General features: G+C 39.6%; 6 protein-coding genes. All 6 read left to right on the top strand.

Annotation, left to right across the window (positions count from 1 at the left end; all coding sequences use genetic code 11):
- The first annotated feature begins 41 nt into the window (after positions 1–41).
- The 6 genes from JR347_RS17935 (at position 42) to JR347_RS17910 (ending at position 21,083) form a co-directional block, all read left to right on the top strand.
- On the top strand, positions 42–1,553 hold the full coding sequence (locus JR347_RS17935; RefSeq protein WP_205721946.1) for a tetratricopeptide repeat protein: 1,512 nt from the start codon (positions 42–44) through the stop codon (positions 1,551–1,553).
- Between the two features lie 237 nt (positions 1,554–1,790).
- Positions 1,791–11,489 (top strand): Ig-like domain-containing protein, encoded by a 9,699-nt coding sequence (locus tag JR347_RS17930; protein WP_205721945.1) that lies wholly within the window; start codon positions 1,791–1,793, stop codon positions 11,487–11,489.
- 22 nt (positions 11,490–11,511) lie between these two features.
- Complete coding sequence (locus JR347_RS17925) at positions 11,512–11,964, top strand: hypothetical protein (RefSeq protein ID WP_205721944.1); 453 nt, start codon at positions 11,512–11,514, stop codon at positions 11,962–11,964.
- Between the two features lie 127 nt (positions 11,965–12,091).
- Entirely contained in the window at positions 12,092–14,086 is a 1,995-nt protein-coding gene (locus JR347_RS17920) for a tetratricopeptide repeat-containing sensor histidine kinase (protein ID WP_205721943.1), read from the top strand.
- Entirely contained in the window at positions 14,086–14,697 is a 612-nt protein-coding gene (locus tag JR347_RS17915) for a response regulator (protein WP_205721942.1), read from the top strand. The genes JR347_RS17920 and JR347_RS17915 overlap by 1 nt, the downstream gene beginning before the upstream one ends.
- Positions 14,698–14,891: 194 nt before the next feature.
- A complete protein-coding gene (locus tag JR347_RS17910; protein WP_205721941.1) occupies positions 14,892–21,083 on the top strand; it encodes an Ig-like domain-containing protein in 6,192 nt (2,063 codons plus the stop codon).
- The last annotated feature ends 18 nt before the right edge of the window (positions 21,084–21,101 follow it).

Raw genomic sequence — 21,101 nt, 5'->3', positions numbered from 1 at the left:
AATTAGTTTTTTTACCTTCATAGTAATAAAACCAATAAAGTATGTCTGCTAATCGTTGGCTTATATTCCTTGTTGTTCTAGCATTAACCACCAATATAAGGAGCCAATCGCTTCAAGATATAATTAATCAGGTAGATACCATTGCCAATCCAAACATCGTTCGCTCAGTTTTAATGGGTCAATTTTCGATAGTAGAAAATTATGATGACAGTTTGCAGGCAAAATTTTATTTTCAATTAGGCATTTCATATGGAATGCTTTATAAAACTGATTCAGCCCAGCTATTCTTAGATAAAGCTGTGAATAAAGCCAAAAAATCAAACGCTGTTCTCACAGAAATTGGCTCTTTAAACGCGCTGGGCAATGTAGCCAGAATAACCAGTGATAATGAAGATGCCAAGAAACATTTCGAAAATGCATTGAAATTAGCTACCAGTAAAAATACGTTAGAGTACTTGAGGTGGCAATCAAAACTTCTGGGCAATATAGCAGGCATATTTTTCGAATTAAAAGACCCGAAATCAGCTTTGGCCTATTCAAAAAGAGGATTAGCAATATCAAGGCAAATCGGTGATAAAAAGGAGATCGCAACTAATCTGATCAGGTTAGGATATTGCTACAACGCACTTAACAAAACGGACAGTGCCTTATCTGTAAATCGAGAAGCAACGGGTCTGCTAGAGACTACAAAAGACAGCCTTGGACTGATCTATCAGTATTATAATATGGCCAACATCCATAAGTCAATGAATGATGCCGGTTTGGCTAAAGACTATTATAATAATGCAATTGATCTTGCCCAAAGGTTTGGCGAAGCAGAAACTGAGGTAGGTAGTTTAAATGAGCTGGCGGATATTGCAATCCAGTCAGGTGAGTATCAGAAAGCGCGCGAACTTTTGGACAAGTCCATAGAAGTTTCCAAAGGCAACAACATGCTGTTTGGATTAAGAAGATCCTATCAGCTGGCCTATCAGGCAGACAAAAGAAGACTGGACTATCCTTCAGCAATTGAAAATTTGGAGACGTATTACCAGTTGAATGATTCTATTCAAAAGACTGAGACACTCAAAAGCATCGAGGAGTTCAAGGTAAAATACGAAACGGCAGAAAAAGAGAAGGAAATTCTTGCTGCCAAGCGTGAGATTGAAGCCAAGGAACGCTTCGAAACTTTTCTTATGATAGTAATCGCCATTATAGTGGTCTTTGGTACCATTGCCATCATACTGCTTGTTCAGCGTTTTAAACTTCGCAGGGCTTTATTATCGCAAGAAATTGATACCCTACGTGTTCAGATAAACAGTTTGTTCCAGGGAGGAATAAAAGAACTGGATGTTACGCTCGATGATATCAATTCTAAATTGTATCAACCATTGTCAACCAGAGAATTTGAAATACTACAGGAAGCTATTTCTGAAAAGACCAATCGGGAGATTGCAGAAACACTTTATGTTTCTGTGAATACTGTGAAGTATCATCTCAGAAATGTGTACGAAAAATTAGGCGTTTCGAATCGCATGGAAGCCCTGGAAAAAATACTGCCCAAAAATTCATAACTCATTCCCAATTTCTTTGCACTTCTCACCTTATCAAGCGTTTGATTTCAGAAAAGTCAAAAAATTTTATTTAACATGCCTCCTTGGTTCCTTCTGAGAAAATAGGCTTTAGAAGCTTTTAAACTCACTTTTTTCAAATACTACCCACATGGGTAGGGCAAAAACCACCCGGGGTGGATGGGAATTCACCCTCTCCAAGAAAGGAGATTGGTATCGGAATTTTTAAAACCCAATACCATGAAGTCGATCCAAAACAACTACTACTACTTTATTACAACGCTGGTACTGTTACTCAGTGCCAACACGTTATTTTCTCAATCCATCGGGATGTTTGATGTGTCAAATAAACCGTTTTACACAGACATCAATTGCGACAGCAAGCGCCTCAATACCGGTGGTGGCCAGGAGGCTACAGATCTGCTGCTAGCACTCATAGATTTCGGACAGGGCGGTGCCGTAACTGTTGATGAAATAGAAATTAACCTCGGTGGCAATTTCTCAGCAAATGATGTTGATAATTCACAAGGAGGCGCCTTGTTTTTAATGATGAATGGGTCACGCACCCTGTTGCCTCTTAATAGCCTCGATGCTGATCAGTCAGTGAGTGTAACAGGCCCCGGGGTTTACACCTTTACAGGGAACATTTCAGCTGCATCACGATTGCCCATGCTGGCGATAGGTTTAAGGCTAAAACCAACCGCATCAAAAAATGCACAGGTGTTGAGGGCAGATATTAATGGCTCCGATATTACGCTTACAAGTGGCACTGTTACTGGCACCGCACCTTTACAATTATTTAAAACAGTGCCTTTTCCAACCACAGAATTCACGAATGAAACTATAGATCGTAATGTTAATGAAATCACATTTTCATGGGATGCTAATAACAATGAAGGCCACAGACTGGAAATTGAAAAACTTGGCTTTGGAAGCCCATTGGAAGTGGCCACTGTTGGTTCAGGCGTAAGTTCCTATACGTTTCAAAACCTGGAACAAAACACGGATTATGTTATTAGAGCTTATGGTTTTAATGATAATGGAACCTGCGTAATGGAACGATTTCTTGGTGGTTATACAACCGGGACATGTGATGAAAGACCAACTGCATTTGGAGCCCCAACAATTACAACACTTAGTGACGATTTCGCCCAAATTTCATACAATGAAACAGTTGGCTCAAATTATCGATTAACAGTTGTGCGCGAATTAGGGGTGAGCCGCGTTTTGCCATCGGATGGAACGAATTATGCACTGAATTCATCCTATACCAGCGCTCCTGAAATAGGCACGGGCAACAAAGTATTGGGCAGCTCAAGCCAGATTTATGACCTTGAACCGAACACCACCTACCTGGTAGATTTGTACCGAAAAAGCGGACCTACAAATCCGTGTATTTTATATTCTCCCCCGAAAACTGTTCAGTTTACAACTTGTCCACCAGCTCCTTCAACATCAGCTTCCGCTATTGCAACCTCATTGATTACCGAAAACACAGTAAGAATTAACTGGACGAATGGAAGTGGAACAGGAAGGTTGGTGACGATATCTGAAACTAACCAATCTTACAGCATTGATGGGCAAGAGTTTGTCGGAAACACAGACTATAGTTTGGCACCGCAAATCAATGGCCAGGCACGGGTAGTTTACAATGGTACCGGCACCCAGGTAAATGTTTCAGGCTTGCAGGCAGGAACCCAGTACTTTATAAGAGTAGCGGAATACAGTGGAGATGGCATTTGCAGACAATATAAAAATGTAGCTTCTCCAGTAAGTTTTACGACTAACTCGGTAGATGGGGATATAACTGTAGCTACAACAGGTATTTCTAACCGCACATCTACCTCATTAGTTATAGGAGGAGATGTTTCCATAAACGGTAACCCAACCATTCTTGCTAAAGGCATTATTTGGACTACTTCTGCCGGTGACCCCACAGTTGCTTTACCAACGAAAACCGATGAAGGCACCAGTCCAACGAGTTTTTCAAGTGTAATAACCGGACTTACCCCCGAAACAAATTATGGATTCAGAGCCTATGTTACTACCTCTGAAACCACCTACTATGGCACCACTCGATATTTTCCTACTTTACCTATTCCACCCAGCGGACATGCTACGGCTTTTACAGTTGACAATCTAATTGAAAATACGTCTATCAATTTTACCGCAGAATTAAGTTGGAATGCCGCACCAGGTGCTGATGGCTATATGCTACTTTATACGAATAATGGTGTGGAGCCTCCTATAGACTTCTTACAGTCTAATAGTTACACGTTACCTCAAGGTGTGTTTATAGCCAGTTCCACAATTACCGGAACTACATACGACTTCAATTTTGGTGCCTCAGGTGAACTTACCTTCAAGCTAGTAATGGTGCCGTACAGCTTGGCAGACAATGGCTCTGCCGCCAACTATCTGCTAACAGGTACTCCTGCCAGAGTGGAGATTCCAATTGACACGAAAATTCCACTTGTTACTTCCAGAAGTCCGAATGTCAATGCCACTAATGTTTCCGTATCCTCAAATTTGGTGCTTAGCTTCTCGGAGCCCATCCAAAAAGGAAGTGGTGCCATTGAAATCAGACGCTATAGCGATGATGTGCTTTTTGAATCCATTGATGTTTCTAATGCAGCTGTCAGTGTTTCAACGGCTAATGTAACTATTAATCCTACAAGCGATTTAAACCCTAATGTCCAGTATTATGTATTGATTCCTCAGGGAGCAATTACCGATTTAAATAATAATCCGTTTGCCGGATTTACAATTAAACAAAACTGGCGCTTTACTACAGGTAGCTTACCGGACAATACGTTGCCAACACTCACAGAACTAACTCCACAAAATGGTGCCACAGAAGTGGATGTGTTGGCCGATCCGTTGATGGAATTTAGTGAACCTGTTACGGCAGGTACCGGAAACTTTACCATCAAAAGAGTAGATAATAATAATGTTTTCGCCTCTTTCAATGCCAACGATCAGGAAGTTGTCTTCTTAAATAATATTGTAGGAATCTCTAAAGGAACACCTTTTCCCGCTAATACAGAGTTTTACATTGAAATAGATAACGATGCAGTTTTAGATCTTTCAGGGAATGCCTTCACAGGGATATCAAACAACACGGACTGGAGGTTTACCACAGCAGCCGCACCTGATTATACAAGACCTTCCTTTGTGGGTTTGAGCCCGGCTGACGGTACAACCGGTGTGCCAGTGAATACCCAACTTGAGATTACTTTCGATGAACCCTTGCAGGCTGGTAATTCCGGTTTCTTTCTAATTGGGTTTAAGAGCAATGCCACCATTACTCAGAATATCTATATGTCAAGTGGCAATGTGGCAGTGTCGGGCAATACGATTACAATTACACTTGAGGAGGATTTACCAGCTAATCAGGAATACTTTGTAGGCTTCACAGCCGATGTAGCTTCTGATTTTGCAGGGAATGTTGTCAACAATTTTTCAGATCTCAACACGTGGAATTTTACTACAGCTGCTGCACCGGATGGGGACGTGCCGGTCATTTTAAGTAATTCGTATTCACCAGTAAAGGGCGCGACTAACATCCCTTTTGATACAGATTTAGCCTTTGAATTTAATGAGCCTGTCTTAAAAGGAACCGGAAACATCAAATTGCAAAGGTTTGCTGATAATGCAGAAATCCAAAGCATTAATGTGCTTTCCGGAGATGTTGCTATCACCAACGATACGCAGGTTGCCATAAACTTGGCAACACTATCCGAAGGTCAATACTATGTGGAAATTCCGGCAACGGCCTTTAAAGATGCTAATGACAATTTCTTTCCAGGCATCCTGAATAAAGATTGGAACTTCACTACGTTGGGCGATCCTCCCGGAATCACGGCCTTTAGTCCGATAGATGGTGCAACTGATGTTCCATTGGTTCAAACAATGACCATCACCTTTGACGAGCCTGTAAAGCGCGGTACTAGTGGCTCCTTTTTATTCAGAAGGTTAGACAATAATGCCATCGTATACAGTCTTGCTTACAGCGATCCTCGTGTAAGCTTTTCAGGCAATCAGATGTCAATGCTAGTGGAATTAACCAATCCCGTTTTCCATGACACAGATTTCTATGTGATGATCAATGGCAATTTTGCCACCGATCTGGCAGGCAATACCATGGATCAGGTATGGAATAATACGACCTGGAACGTAAGAACTGTGGAACAATCTGATGGAACTCCACCTTCCATTATCTTGGCCAGCAGGGATCCACAAGATAACGATAGTCCGATATCAGTAGATGGAGTATCCTTTGAATTCAATGAAAATGTTGTGCGAGGTAGCGGGTTCATACGTGTTAAAAACTATGATTCTGATGAAACGGTTGATGAGATTAACGTATCAACGGGACAGGTAGAGATCACTCAGCGCATTGATGTATCGGTTTCATTCTTGGATGAATTACCTGAGGGCAACTACTATATAGAAATGGATGCCGGTGCTTTTGAAGACGAAGCCGGAAATGCACATGCTGGTATAAGCAACAAGAATGACTGGAATTTTACGGTTTTAGGTAGTGCACCTGAATATGTGAGCCTGTCACCCGCCATTAATGCAACCAATATACCGGTAGAGAATACGTTTATCATCACGTTTGATGAGCCAGTTGTAGCCACAGCATCAGGTAGCATATACATCAGGAGAGTAAGCAACAATGCGATTGTTCGTAATTATCAGGCAACAGATCCTAACGTTACCATCTCAGGAAATGTGTTAGCTGTTGAAGCTGACTTGACGGGCTTCGAAAGTACGCAGCTCTACTTACAAGTTCAAACCGGACCAATCACTGATGTAGTGGGCAATTTGTTTTCTCAATTGAACAATAATACCTGGCAGTTTACACTGGCAGCAGCACCGGATGTTTCTGCTCCAACGGCAACTTCCTATGATCCGTTTCCTAATATTACAGGCATTGCCGCTGATGCTAACCTGATTTTACAGTTCAATGAAGCTGTACAAAAAGGTTCAGGCCTTATCAATATAAGAAGGTATTCCGATGATCTTTTGCTTCAAACCATTGGTGTTCAAGATGCGGCTGTAAGCGTAAGCGGACAAACGGTGACCATTAATCCTCCTAATGTGATTGAAGATACTCGCGTTTGGATCGAAATACTGGAAGGCACATTCACAGATTTAGCTGGAAACTCGTATGCAGGTATTAATGATAAGACTGTATGGAATTATACACCTGTCCTTAACAATCCTACGTTGGTTTCCACCAATCCTGTTGATGGAGCTACAAATATACCTGCTGGGGTACCAGTAACATTTACAGCTATTTTTTCCGAACCAGTTCAAGAAGGTACAGGCGGCAACATTTTAGTTGTATGGGTGAATGGCTTGGGCAATGAAGTTAATATAGGAAGTATCAGTTCGTCTGAAATAACTTTTAATGGTAATCAAGCTTCTTTTGAGTTTACTGTTCCTAAAATAGAAGGTTATAGTGAGGAGGAACTGTATTTTAAAATCCAAAATACAGTTATAGCTGATTTAAATGGGAATAACTTTTTTGGTGGCTGGAATCCCTCTGTTTGGCACTTTATTGTAGAGGAAATTGATACCACTTCACCCTATTTCGACAATAACAATCAGTTTCCCACTAACGGCCAATTAAACGTACCTTATGATGTAGTATTAAGGTTGCCGTTTACAGAACCTATTCAAAAAGGCACAGGAAATGTGATACTCAGAGATTTATCCGATAACTCAGAAATCTTAAGAGTTGATGTGACTTCACCTGAAGCTTCTGTTGAAGGCAATACGCTAGTAATTGATCCGGGTCAGGAAATTCCTGAGATATATGAAGTGGGTGTAGAGTTAGAAAGTGGCATTGTGGAGGACCTTTTTGGTAATTCGTTTGATGCAGCCAGTTTTGGTGGAAGTTGGTCGTTTCACATGTTAGAAACGCCACTTCAAATTGTATCGGTTAGCCCACCGGACGATGCTCTAAACGTGCTTGTAGGTGAGCCCATTGTGTTTGAAGTTACTTTCGATGCTCCCATTGAGCTAACAGGCGAATCAGGATGGTTTGCCATCCGGTTAAAATCAGGAGGGGTAACCTATGTTCAGATATTTGGTGATGATCCTTCCATGACGGTTTCTGGTAACAAACTTTTTGTGCCTATCACTTTACCGAATGTGTTAGATACAGACCTGCACGTGCAAATGACAAATAATTTGGTGAGGGATGTCAATGGCTATAGTACAAATCCTACCATGGGATTTGGTACTGATACGGACACATGGAATTTCACTACTGAACTGCCGAGTCCTCCACAGGTTGTTAGTTTTTCACCTGCTAACGGTACAACAGGCCTAAATGGTGACGAAAATCTTGAAATTGTTTTCAATGAAGATATTTCGGCTGATAACTACTATATGGTTTTATATCAACTCGATCCGGGTGCGAATCAGTGGGAAGTATTTAGCGAGCCATCCGCAAGAGTAACTATCAATAATAATGTCGTGACAATTGATCCAACAAATGACTTACCTACTGGAAGAGAATACTACTTAAGCGTAAACTCACAGTCATTTATTGATAGTAAAGGAGCAAGAACAGCTCAACTAGGTGGTAATGGAGTATGGAATTTCACAGTTGGAGAAGTGGACTTCGATCCACCAGTGGTACAAACTTTCGTACCGGCTCAGGACGCTGATGATGTGCCGGTAGATATTGGATCGCTATCCATGACGTTCAATGAACCTATCTTAGATGGTGACCCGAACGGTGCTATTAGGTTGTATGAATTCAACACTAATGCCTTAGTGAAAGAATTCAATTTCCAAACTCCTGATGTTACAGTTAGTGGAAATACATATACCCTCAATGATGTTCCTGAGCTTGACTTTAACAAAACCTATTATATTCAAAATAGTAATGGAAATTGGGGAATTACAGACCTTATTGGAAATGTCATAGCAGGCTGGGGCGATAGTTTTACCTGGCAGTTTACTACTGCACCAGAATTTGCTCCGGTAGACCCCTTTGTCGTATCAACAGATCCTATGGATGATGCTACTGATGTGCCTGTAGGTAAAACTATCACTATTGAGTTCAATGAAATTGTTTTACCTCCGTCACCATCTGGTGTGTTCGTTAAAAGAATGAGCAACAATACCATTGTTCCATCACTAGTAACTATTAGTGGTAATATACTAACACTAAATCCAACGAATAATTTGGAACCTGGCACAGAATACTTCATACAAATTGATGCCAATCGGATTTTTGATCAGGAATCTAATCCATTCCCAGGATTCCCAGATAATACTACTTTGAGTTTCACCACTGAGATTATTGATAATGATCCGCCTGTGGTTACAGGTTTCAACCCTGCAGATAATGCAACAGATGTTTCTGTTGATGTGGGTAGCTTAACATTAACTTTTTCAGAAGAAATCAAGACAGGCAATCCGGGTTCAAAATTCAGACTTAGGAAAAATGATGGTACCAATCAGGTAATCAAAGAGTTTGAAATCAACACGGCAGACGTGACTTTTGGTACAAATACAGTCACTTTGAATAACGTACCGCAATTAGCGTTTAATACAGGTTATTGGGTACAAAACAATTTTGGTGTGACTGTTTATGACCTGGCCGATAATCCTTTGGCCAATTGGAATACAACTAGTTTTTGGAATTTCACGACAGAAGCACAGCCTCTTCAAGATCAAACCATTACGTTCGATCCAATAGCAGATAAAACCTTTGGCGATGCACCTTTTACGCTATCCGCTACTGCATCATCAGGGCTTGCAGTACAGTTTAGTTTGATCAGCGGCCCGGTGAGCTTGTCAGGCAATGAGGTCACAATTACGGGAGTTGGTACAGTAGAAATAGCTGCCAATCAACCTGGAAATGGCTCTTTTAACCCAGCTCCGGAAGTAATAAGAACCTTTGAAATTCTGAAAGCCAATCAGACTATTTCGTTTGATCCAATAGCAGATAAAACCTTTGGCGATGCACCTTTTAATCTGAACGCTTCGACAACTTCAGGGTTATCAGTTAGTTACGTAAGTTCCAATACCTTGGTGGCAACAATTAATGGAAACACAGTAACGATAGTTGGTGCCGGTATATCCACCATTACAGCCAGCCAGTCAGGTAACGGCCAGTTCAATCCTGCAACATCTGTTGAGCAGACCTTAAATGTGAACAAGGCTAACCAGACCATTTCGGTTGATCCAATATCTGATAAATTAGTTAGCGATGCACCTTTTGAGGTAGTAGCTTCAACTACCAGTGGTTTAAGTTTAGATTATCAAATTTTAAGTGGACCGGCTACTATTTCTGGCACAACAATTACCTTAAATGGATCTTCCGGGACAGTAGAAGTAGAAGTAAGCCAAGCTGGCAACAATAACTTTAACACTGCGAGTGAAACGGTTTCGTTCGTTGTTTCTGATCCTGCAAAATCTGATCAAACCATTACGTTTGGCACTATCGAGGATAAAACTTTTGGCGATGCTGATTTCACATTGGAAGCAAGCGCATCCTCAGGCCTTACGGTAGATTTTAGCGTAGTTTCAGGACCAATTTCTATTAATGGCAACATAGTAACAATTAATGGTGCTGGCACAGCCACTGTGGCTGCTAATCAGGGTGGTGATAACGACTATAACCCCGCACCAGAGGTCACCAGAACATTCACTATTAACAAAGCCACTCAAACAATCACATTTGATGTCATTGATGATCAAGTTTTTGGAGTCGATCCCTTCACCATTTCTGCTGTCTCTTCAGCAGGATTGGATGTAGCGTATAGCGTGGTGAGCGGCCCCATTTCGTTGAGTGGCGCCACAGTTTCTGTTAACGGAACTGGGGTCGCTACGATCGCTGCCAACCAACCGGGCAACGATAATTATCTGGCGGCAACGGAAGTTATTCAGTCGTTCTCGATAGCAAAAGCTGATCAGACGATAACCATTGAGCCCATTGACGATAAGTTAATTACAGCAAATCCGTTTGATGTTATAGCAACTACCACCAGTGGTCTTGCCCTTACGTATCAGCTGTTGAGCGGTCCGGCATCTATCTCAGGGTCAACTATAACATTGGATGGTCAGGTAGGTACCGTAGTTGTAAGGGTGAGTAACGCAGGTAATTCTAATTATAATTCAGCCTCGGCACAAGTCTCTTTTGATGTAGTAGATCAGCCAAATAAACAAGATCAGACCATCACTTTTGAGGCTCTAGCAGATGTAACATTTGGTGATCCTGACTTTGAATTAACAGCGACAGCAAGCTCAGGTCTGGCAGTAACTTATACAAGTTCAGATGAATCCGTGGCAACGGTGAATGGCTCAACGGTTACAATCATAGGTGCTGGAACAACGACCATCACTGCTACACAAGCAGGCGATGATGATTTCAATGCAGCTGTACCAGTAGAACAGGTGTTAACCGTCAATAAGGCGGCTCAAACTATTACTTTCAATGAAATAGAAGATCAGTTTATGGAAGCAGAGATATTAGAACTTTCTGCAACATCTTCTTCAGGTTTAATAGTGGAATTCAATGTAGCAAATGGACCAGCATTTCTGAATGGAACTACACTCATTTTTGACGGGATAGGCGAGGTTACTGTAGAAGCAATTCAACCTGGTAATGAGAATTTTGAGTCGGCAGTAGTTTCCAGAACTTTTGAAATAATTTCCGTAACGAGTACATCTGTTCGTGATATAGAACCTGTTAGCATTTATCCTAATCCAGCGAGTAATCAGATTACGCTAACTGGAAATATCGATCAAACAGCCAAAATCTTCATTAGCGATATGAAAGGAAATTTAGTGCGACAAATTAAACCCGAATTGACTGAAAGTATCGATGTGTCGGATTTAAACAATGGCATCTATCTCATCCTAATAAAAGGCGAGAATCAACAGATGATAAGATTTATAAAGAAATAACTCATTAAAACAGAAGAATACGATGAAAGCATTAAGATATATTATAGCGATTTGTACCATAACAAGTTTAATGGCCATAATGGGTTGTGATAGCGGAGGAGAAGAGGCTCAGCCAAACCCTGCCGTACAGCAAGTGGCATTGTTAGTGAATGAAGGTAAACCATGGGTTGCCCAGTCAGAAACGTCTGTGTTAAAAGATGGCTTCGATGTGAGTGATCAATTTGAAGGGTTTAATGTAACGTTCTCTGAAGGAACATTCAAAACAGAGAATGCCATTTCGAGTGCATGGCCTGCGGAAGGCAATTGGCAGCTGAGCGGACAAGATATTAACACTATTTTAAGAGGTGACGGAGTAGCTATGAAAACTCGAATAATTGGAAATACTTTGACATTGACATTCACTGCTGGGGGCCCTTCAGGTGGCAGAATTAATAGTGTAGAAGGTGAATACCAGTTCGAGTTAATCAGTCAGTAGTAGTAAGTGTGTGTGTGATTGATAAAACCCTCTTCTTGCTTCGGCAGGGGAGGGTTTTATTTTCATTCCTATTTAAAAAATCGCCCAAAAACCCCAATTAAAATATCGATTTACTATATTCAAAGCTATGTTTCGTTTTGGCTTTGTTTTAGTAACTACTTTATTGGTTCAGTCTGTAATTCATGCTCAATTACCAGATAGCATTTCCTTGCAGATTAAAAACATTCCTCAAAAAGAAGATAAGGTTAAATTTTTACTGGATTATTCAGACAAGGCACTTCGAACAAATTCAGAATTACATTATGCACTTGTAAGAGAAGCCCAAAGAATAGCACAGGATTTAAACGAGCCTGGTCTTTTAGCTATGTCTGAAAAACGGATTGCCATGAACGTGCAGTATCAAAATCAATTGGACTCTGCTCGCTCTCTTTACCTTCAAATTCTTACTAAACGTGGTAATGATTTAGACTCTTCCTTTATTGCTGAAGTGTACAGCGAAATAGGAGCTACCTATTATTATGAGGCTAATGATAAGATGGCATTAGAAAGTTGGATCAAGTGTTTTCGCATAGCTGAGGCAGTAAATAATCAAGCACTACTGGCCAGAATTACAAATAACATAGGAGCAACTTATGGATATTTAGAGGATTATAAAAACGCCATTTATTATATAAATAAGGCCATTGGCTACAAATGGCAATTAGGTGATACAGCAGCGTTGGGCTCATCATACCATAATATGGGTATTTATATTTCTGAACTGTTTTCTTATGATTCAGCCAGATATTTCTTCAAAAAGTCTATTGTTATAAAGCAAAAGTATGATGACCAAAAGGGCTTAGCAAAAACGTATAACAGTTTGGCGGTTTTGTATGATAATGAAAGGAAGTATGACTCAGCTTTATACATGAATACTAAAGCCTTGGAACTTGATTTAGCTGTTGGAGATTCCATTGCCTATTCGATAGATCTAGGCAACCGTGCTGAGTATTATTTAAAGCTGGGTCGGTATAAAGATGGAATATCCCCTGCAGAGCAATCCATAAAACTTCTAAAAAATGTGAATGCCAAAAGTGATATGTATAAAATTCTTGCTCAATTGTATGAAGGTAATGGTCAGTACAAGGAGGCGAGCGAAAATTGGTCAAAATATGCCTATTTAAACGATTCCATAGTTTCTGCGGAACAAGAACAGTCGTTGCAGGAGTTACAAGTGAAGTTTGACACCGAGTTAAAGGAAACTGAGATTGCTAAACTAGAAAGTGAAAATGAGATTCAGCGACTTCAGCAGGAACGCGACAAACAGTTTAGATTATTATTAGTGGCAGTGTTAGCTGCAGTAATAATCATTGCCTTGCTATTATATCGTTCTTATAAAAAAGAGAATGCCTCTAAGAAAGTTCTAGACACTCAAAATCAGGAATTAAAGGAACTAAACTTTACCAAAGACAGGCTTTTCTCAATTATCTCGCACGATCTAAAAAGTCCTCTCAGTTCATTTCATACCATAACTAAAAGCTTAACTGATAATTGGGAGAGACTAGAAAAAGAACAGCTGAAGTCATTCGTGGAAAATCTTCGCGATTCCTCTAAAGAAGTGCATGACATGATGGATAATTTACTCCGTTGGGCACTAAATCAAACTGGACAGTTAAATTATAATCCAACAGAACTGCAAGTGAGTGCCGTGCTGGAAGACATAAGCAATCAATTAAGTGTAGCTGCAGAAGCCAATAAAATCACCATAAACAGGATGTTTTCATCTGAAGTTAAGCTGAAAGCAGATTTAGATTATTTAAAAATCATCACGCGGAATATTTTAAGTAATGCTATAAAATTTTCTAATATGGGTGAATCGATAGATATACTTGTGGAAGAAAATGAAAAGGAAAGCAGAATTTCGATTAAAGATCGTGGGGTTGGCATGAACAGTGAGCAGGTTAAGATTATTTTGGGTGAGACAACTTCTGTTCATGATATCAAAAACTCTGATAAAAAAGGGACGGGCTTAGGCATTACCCTGTCAAAAGAATTGCTAAATAAAATGGGCGGCAAACTGGAAGTGGAAAGCGAAGAAAACAAAGGCACAACATTTAGGTTAATATTTCCAAAGGCTGCCTGATGACCTACTCAATCTTTATTATAGACGATCATAAAATTGTACGTGATGGCTTAAAGGCTATTTTACTTGGTTATCCTGAGTACGAAGTGGCTGGAGAAGCAGCCTCCGGTGAAGAGGCAAAACGGAAAATCGAAAACTTAAATCCAGACATTGTATTTGTCGACCTGCGATTACCAGATGCCAATGGGGCTTTGTTAATTCAAGAGTTAATCCGTTTAAAGCCGCAATCTAAATTCATTCTATTAACAGCCGAACCAAATGCCCTTGACCTACAGCGTGCTCAGCATGCCGGAGCTTCGGGTTTTTTGGGTAAGGATATAAACAGTGACGAGTACATAAGAGCCATGGCCGCAGTAATGGCCGGAAAGAAATATATCTCCCAATCCTTCAGCCATTTACTTGTTGAAGACGCGTCTGATTTAAGTATAAGAGAATTAGAAATACTGCAATTATTGGCAGATGGCCTACCGTACAAACAAATAGCCGATAAACTGTCTATTAGCCCAAGAACTGTGGAGACCCACAAAAACAATCTTCTTAAAAAACTAGATGTAGGTACACCTATCGAACTGGTTAAGAAAGCATTGAAAACCGGATTAATTAAGGGGTAGTTAGTTCAAAGTTGAAAGTTCAACTCACAATCACTCAGAACCTAGAACTTGGAACTTATAACTTAATATAATCAAATCTAGTGACTGAATAGTTATATAGAATACGTAATTTCCCGTACAATCATGTGAAAATACCCGATTGAAGTGAGGCCATAATAGTAAGACTTTAGCAAGACAATTAAAATCTTACTACTATGCGAATATTATCAACTCATTTTAAACCACTGCTTGCAGCTCTTTTAGTTTTTGTAATGCATTTGTCTTGGGCACAAGACCCAAGTTCATCCATGCCAGCAGATAACGGCACCAATGTGAATGTTCAGCCGGGATCGATTCAATTTAATTGGAGTATTCCTTACCAAGTATCTGGTGTTAGTGCCAATCTGGACAAGGTATATCTAAGGAGATCTGGAAATGCTACTAATATTACCACCTTTAGTTATGGGGATAACCTAAGAACCCTGACAATGACGCCATTCCTGGGTTTATCAACGGCTGATTTAGCCAGTCAGTTAGATCCATTCACCACGTATGAACTAGTTGCCACAGGTTTTGATAACATCAACTTCGATAAAATCGCGGATATATATAACGAAAACACAGGCGAATGGGGCAGTTGGACTCCTAAGAGTGATGGGACATTATTAACATTTTCCACTGGGGCGGATAATGTGAATCCAAGTTTGATAAAACAACTACCAGTTGCGGGAGCAACTAATGTAGCTACATCATCAAATGTTCTATTAACTTTTGATGAAGTGGTTGTAGCCGGTACTGGTAACATTGAATTAAGAAGATTTAGTGATGATGCGGTTATTCAAACTATCGCCATAGGCTCAGCTTCTTTCTCTCAAAATACCAGCCCATTGCCTAGAACCACTATTACGGTACCACTTACTACCTTGACCAATAGCACGCAATATTATGTGCATATACCTGCTGGTGTAATTAAAGATGATAGTAATAATAACTTCGCAGGAATAACTAATAAGAGTTATTCTTTTACCACAGGTATTGGTGATAACGTTGCTCCTCAGGTTGTAGACTATTTACCCGCTAATGGTGCACAAAATGTCTCTTTAACTCAAACACAGATTATTGTTAATTATGATGAGGATGTAATTGTAGGCTCTGGCTCTGCAGAATTAAGAGATGAGGCCAATAATTTAATTGGAAGTTTTACTCCAACGATCGCGAGTGGAAATTTGCGTTTTTCAATTATTTCAGTACTTCCACTAGACCCCGGTACAACATATACATTATATATACCGACTGGTGTAGGTCAGGATTTGGCTAATAATCCTACTCCTGAATTAACATTAAATACCTATCAGTTTACCACCACTATACCGCCTACGGTAGCGGGTCTAACTCCCGCAAACAATACAAGTGGGGTTTCTCCATCCATTAATAGCCTTACCGTTACCTATTCAGAACCAATTTTCTTTAATCCCGATGGCTCAGGTGGTAATGTTTATATTTATCAAGGTGTGAGCTTGATAAAGAACTATCCAATGAACGGCAGTTCGCCAGATATAATATTTGATGGGCTGGATATGCACATCAATAACTTACCGGCTTTAGCCCCAAATACTACATACGAGGTAAGATTAACAGGTGCGCTTAGTACTTATGTTGATGCAGATGGTAACAGAATACCTAACATCGATCCTGGTGAGTGGACATTTACCACAGGAACAGGAGCACCTGTAAGACAGTCTTTATCACCTGCTCTATCGGCCACTGATGTATCAACTACTACGAGAAATTTTACTATTTCATTTGATATTCCTATTCAAGTAAGTTCAGATAATTCATTGATAGCAGGTATAGACAATTTGGATGATGCTGTGGGTACACCTACATATTTTAATCCAAATGATGCTGCAGTTTCTGTAAATGGTAATTCTTTGACAATTACTACAAATCAGGATCTGGATCCCGATGCGAACTATGGAATTTTCTTTGAGTCTGGATTTATTGAAAGTACTAGTGGTGTGCCTTATACGGGTAACCAATTTTATGCTCAGTGGAGTTTTAGATCTGCCGCAGCATCTGACGTAACTCCCCCAACCGTAACTTCATTTAATCCTGCTAATAATGCCACAAATGTGCCTACGGACATCAGTAGTATGACGATCACTTTTGACGAGAGTGTAAGATTGGCTAGTTCTCCCGGACTTGCTGGAATAAATTATTTCTTTGAATTAAGAAATTTTACTGACGGAAATATCCTTGTAAAAAGTTTCGATTTGAGCTCCTCAGAAGCCACATTTTCTGGAAATACACTTACCCTCAATAATCTTCCTATTCTGCTACCAAATGTTAACTACTGGGTCAGATATTGGACAACAACTACAGGTAAGCCCATAGAAGATCTGGCAGGAAATAAACTAGCGAATATTATTGATAATACTATACTGAATTTTACTACAGAAGCAGCAGAACCTATTGTTAACATACCTGATGCGAATTTGAAAGCATATCTAGTAGGAAACTCTTCCATCAATACGAATGCAGACAGTGAAATTCAAGTGAGTGAAGCAACGGCTTTTACCGGGCAAATCTGGACACCTTCAGCAGGTATTACCGATGCTACAGGTATAGAGGCTTTTACATCCTTAGACCGAATTAATTTGTCTGATAATGCCATTAACGCTATTGATTTAACAGCAAATACTGCACTAACTGGCATTTACTTAGATAATACAGGTATTTCAACCATTGATGTCACTAACCAATCAGGTCTTACTTTCTTGTGGCTAAGGAATAATAACCTAATGTCTATTAACGTAGCTAATAATCCGAATCTTCAGGAGTTGCGCTTAGATAACAATCAGATTTCCTCAATCAATGTTTCAACCAATACTATGCTTGATGAATTAGGTGTTCTAGGAAATGGTATGAGTACATTAAATGTGACTATGCTTTCAAATCTTGTGAATTTATATGCGCAAAATAATAACCTAAGTGGTATTGATTTATCGAACAATGCTTTGCTCAGTGCATTGGAGTTAAATGACAATAATCTTAGTACTCTAGACTTATCAAACAACCCAGATTTGTACTATGTAATATTGTCAAATAATAGTCTCACATCTTTGGATATGCGAAATGGGACCAACAGCAATATTGGTACCGCTGACTTTAGCATAACTGGCAATCCTAACTTAAGCTGTGTGCAAGTCGATGATGTTACCTATGCCAATACCAACTGGACCAATAAAGATGCAGGAACAAGTTTTGCGCTAAACTGTGATCCGATAGTAAATATTCCGGATACTAATTTTAAAGCGTATTTGGTTGGCAGCTCTTCCATCAATACAAACAGTGATGCTGAAATTCAGGTGAGTGAAGCTGAAGCATTTGCAGGTGAAATTCAAATTTTTAATGGCGGAATAACAGACCTAACAGGAATAGAAGCTTTCGTTAATCTTACGAGATTAATCGTGTCAGGCGGGAATAATGGTAAACTTTCTTCAGTGAATATTAGCTCGCTCGATCAATTGGAATATTTAGGGCTTAATGCTCATAACCTAACTTCAATTGATGTGTCAAACAACTTAAATTTAACGACACTCTCATTATCAGATAATCCAATTACTAATTTAAATTTGAGTAACAATTCAGCCTTAACCTCTTTGGCTCTGTTGAGATGTAGTTCCCTAACTCAACTGGATCTCAGTAGTAATACTAACCTAACGGCAATTAATATTCTTGGTGTTGGACTTGATAATTTAGACTTGTCAAATAATCTATTGTTATCTGATATCACCATTGATTTCAACAATTTCTCATCATTTGATTTAAGCATATTTCCAAACCTTGTTTTCTTCTCTGCAGACGGCAATAATCTTGAAAATTTAGATTTTTCAAATAACCCTAATTTGAACGAGGTTATACTTAATGACAATATTCTTACAGGACTGAATTTCGATAATAACCCATCGATGGAATTCATTTATTTAAGTAACAATAATTTGCAGTCATTAAGTATTAAGAATGGAAACAATACCATTTTGCAAGATTTGGAATTAATAAATAACCCTAACCTTTCTTGTGTTGAAGTAGATGACGTAACATATTTTGAAAATAATTTCTCAGGGACTGTAGATGCGGGATTAAGTTTTTCAATTGACTGTAATGCTGATGTTACCCCTCCATCAATCGTGTCTTTAAATCCTTTGGACAATGCTACCTCTGTGCCAATCAACACCAACTTGGTAATCACGTTTGATGAACCAATATTCGCTGTTCCATCAAGCTTGAACTTAATTCGCTTAGTTGATTTTGATACCGATGATGCAGTTGAAAGTTTTGACCCAGAAAACAATGGAGATGGGCGTGTTACGATTTCTGGTAACACAATAACCTTGAATCCTACAAATGATCTCGATTATGACAAACAATATTATATTCTTATAAATGATAACGTGCTGCAAGATGCAGCAGGTAATGCAGTACCAGAGATATTTGATAATACCACATGGAATTTCACCACTGAAGCGGCACCGGTGGTAGACGAAACACCTCCATCAATTGTGTCTTTGAATCCTTTGGACAATGCTACATCTGTACCAATCAACACCAACTTGGTAATCACGTTTGATGAACCAATATTCGCTGTTCCATCAAGCTTGAACTTAATTCGCTTAATTGATTTTGATACAGATGATTCAGTTGAAAGTTTTGATCCTGAAAACAATGGAGATGGGCGCGTTACGATTTCGGGAAATACAATAACGTTAAACCCTACCAATGATCTCGAATACGGGAAACAGTACTATATTCTCATAAATGACAATGTGCTGCAAGATGCGGCAGGTAATACAGTACCAGAAGTATTTGATAATACCACCTGGAACTTTACAGCTGTTAAAGGAAATCAAACAATCACAATAGATCCAATAGCTGATAAATTGGTGTCCGATGCTCCATTTGAGGTATCTGCCAGCACTACAAGCAATTTAGCACTTACCTATGCCATTCAATCTGGTCCAGCGATTATCTCTGGCAATACAATTACATTGGATGGCACTACAGGTACCGTGGTGGTTGCAGTAAGTCAGGCGGGTAATGCCAACTATAACCCGGCAACAGCTACGACATCCTTTAATGTAACTGATCCTTCCAAGACAGATCAGACCATTACCTTTAATGCACTCACAGCTAAAACCTTTGGTGATGCCGATTTTGATCTAACGGCAAGCGCTAGTTCTAACCTCACAGTGAGCTATACAAGTTCTAATACATCTGTAGCTACCGTGAGTGGAAATACAGTAAGCATAGTAGGAGCAGGAACAACTGTAATAACTGCTTTTCAGACTGGAAACGAAACTTTTAATCCAGCCCAAGAAGTACAGCAAGAGTTGGTGGTTAATAAAGCAAACCAAACTATAACCATTGACCCAATTGCAGATAAGTTGACTACGGATGCTGCTTTTGAAATTGTAGCGAGCACTACCAGCAACTTAGCATTAAGCTATGCAGTAATCAGTGGCCCTGCCTCAAACGTTGGAAGTACGATTACTCTGGATGGCACAATTGGCGCGGTGGTAGTAGAAGTGAGCCAAGACGGTAACAGTAATTATAATGCATCCTCAGCTCAAATAAGTTTTGATGTGGTAGATCAGCCAGATAAACAAGATCAGACCATCACTTTTGAGGCTCTAGCAGATGTAGCATTTGGTGATCCTGACTTTGAATTAACAGCTACAGCAAGCTCAGGTCTGGCAGTAACTTATACAAGTTCAGATGAATCCGTGGCAACCGTGAATGGCTCAACGGTTACAATCATAGGAGCTGGAACAACGGCTATTACTGCTACACAAGAAGGCGATGATGATTTCAATGCAGCTGTACCGGTAGAGCAGGTGTTAACCGTCAATAAGGCCGCTCAAACTATTACTTTCAATGAAATAGAAGATCAGTTTATGGAAGCAGAGATACTGGAACTTTCTGCAACATCTTCTTCAGGTTTAATAGTGGAATTTAATGTAGCAAGTGGACCAGCATTTCTGAATGGAACTACACTCATTTTTGACGGGATAGGCGAGGTTACAGTAGAAGCAATTCAACCTGGTAATGAAAATTTTGAGTCGGCAGTAGTTTCCAGAACTTTTGAAATAATTTCCGTAACGAGTACATCTGTTCGTGATATAGAACCTGTTAGCATTTATCCTAATCCAGCGAATAATCAGATTATGTTAACAGGTACAATCGATCAAACAGCCAAAATATTCATTAGTGATATGAAAGGAAATTTAGTGCGACAAATTGAGCCTAAATTGACTGAAAGTATCGATGTGTCTGATTTAAACAATGGCGTCTATCTCATCTTAATAAAAGGCGAGAATCAACAGATGATAAGATTTATAAAGGAATAACTCATTAAAACAGAAAAT

Source organism: Fulvivirga lutea (assembly GCF_017068455.1).
GTDB classification, from domain to species: Bacteria; Bacteroidota; Bacteroidia; order Cytophagales; family Cyclobacteriaceae; genus Fulvivirga; species Fulvivirga lutea.
Note: the sequence above shows the minus strand (reverse complement) of the source record. Positions and strands in the feature narration are given on the sequence as shown.

Excerpts from the sequence above, each read along its gene's own strand:
- JR347_RS17925 (WP_205721944.1), top strand. The coding sequence starts at position 11,512 with ATGAAAGCATTAAGATATATTATAGCGATTTGTACCATAACAAGTTTA.
- JR347_RS17935 (WP_205721946.1), top strand. The coding sequence starts at position 42 with ATGTCTGCTAATCGTTGGCTTATATTCCTTGTTGTTCTAGCATTAACC.
- JR347_RS17930 (WP_205721945.1), top strand. The coding sequence starts at position 1,791 with ATGAAGTCGATCCAAAACAACTACTACTACTTTATTACAACGCTGGTA.
- JR347_RS17920 (WP_205721943.1), top strand. The coding sequence starts at position 12,092 with ATGTTTCGTTTTGGCTTTGTTTTAGTAACTACTTTATTGGTTCAGTCT.
- JR347_RS17915 (WP_205721942.1), top strand. The coding sequence starts at position 14,086 with ATGACCTACTCAATCTTTATTATAGACGATCATAAAATTGTACGTGAT.
- JR347_RS17910 (WP_205721941.1), top strand. The coding sequence starts at position 14,892 with ATGCGAATATTATCAACTCATTTTAAACCACTGCTTGCAGCTCTTTTA.